We start from the raw sequence: 1510 nt of genomic DNA, 5'->3' as shown, positions 1-1510 counted from the left end.
TATAAATATATTTAATAATAGTAGTAGTAGGGGCTGTTGAAATGTTGATAAGTATCCCTAGCCCTTTAAAACACTAGTTTATTTACAAAAAAATATTGTGGATAAGTAAAGCAAAAAATCAGTGTCTTATCCACAGTATTAACAATTAATATTGTTTTTAGTAGTTATCAACAATTAATTTTATAAACTTATGTACAGTTGTTGATTAATTTTGAGTTAGCTTCTTTGTTATATCATTTACGGTGTGTTGTAGGCTCTCATCAGTGTTTAAAGAATCAGAAATTTTTTCATAAGCATGTATAACAGTGGTATGATCTCTACCACCAAATTCTTCTCCGATTTTAGGTAGGGACATATCTGTTAACTTTCTACTTAAATACATAGCAATTTGTCTAGGATAAGCTATATTTCTAGTTCTTCTTTGAGATTTTAAATCTTCAATTCTTAAATTAAAGTAAGCAGCAACAACATCTTGAATAACATCAATAGTTACATTTTTATTTTGCTTATTTGAAATAATATCTTTAAGAGCCTCTCCAGCCAATTCAACTGTAATAGGTCTATTTGTAAGAGATGAATAAGCTACAATTCTTATTAATGCGCCTTCAAGTTCTCTTATATTAGATTTAATTTTGGTAGCGATATATACCATAACTTCATTTGCAACATTAAGTTTTTCTACATCAGCTTTCTTTTTAAGAATAGCCATTCTAGTTTCAAAGTCTGGTGCTTGAATATCAGCTATTAACCCCCACTCGAATCTAGATCTAAGTCTATCTTCTAATGTAGGAATTTCCTTCGGTGGTCTATCTGAGGAAAGAATAATTTGTTTATTAGCGCCATGCAATTCATTAAATGTATGGAAGAATTCTTCTTGTGTTCTTTCCTTACCAGCAATAAATTGAATATCATCTATTAAAAGAATATCTACTTTTCTATACTTATTTCTAAACTCATCATTTTTGTCATCCCTTATTGCATTAATTAGCTCATTAGTAAACTTTTCAGACGAAACGTATACCACTTTTGTATTAGGATTATTTTGTAATGCATAATGACCAATTGCATGCATTAAGTGAGTTTTTCCAAGACCTACTCCTCCATAGATAAATAGCGGATTATAAGCCTTAGCAGGGGCTTCAGCAACAGCTAAAGATGCAGCATGAGCAAATCTATTACTATTACCAATGACAAAAGAATCAAAAGTATACTTAGGATTCAATGTACTAGACATTTCGTCATTTACAGTAATGTTTGATTTATCATCTGTAGATTTATTTTTATCTTCCTTTTCATCAACTTCTTGGATATCAGACGCTACGATGAATTCTACATTATAGTGTTTAGAGCAAGCAGCTTCTATAGAATTTACAACTAAATCCTTATATCTCTTTTCCAAAATATCTTGAGTAAAGGAATTTGGCACACTAACTCTTATTATATTGGAAGATATAGAAATCGGTTCGCAACTTTTAATCCAAGTATTAAAACTAACTTCACTCATTTCACC

At 30.0% G+C, this 1510-nt stretch carries 1 protein-coding gene; it reads right to left on the bottom strand.

Going from position 1 to position 1510, the window contains the following annotated elements; translation table 11 throughout:
- Positions 1-205: 205 nt before the first annotated feature.
- On the bottom strand, positions 206-1510 hold a 1305-nt coding region (gene dnaA / locus E6248_RS15930; protein ID WP_316341746.1), incomplete at its 5' end, for a chromosomal replication initiator protein DnaA.

The sequence above is a fragment of the Clostridium sp. genome (assembly GCF_032552055.1).
GTDB lineage: Bacteria > Bacillota > Clostridia > Clostridiales > Clostridiaceae > Clostridium.
This window is presented reverse-complemented; position numbering and strand designations above follow the sequence as displayed.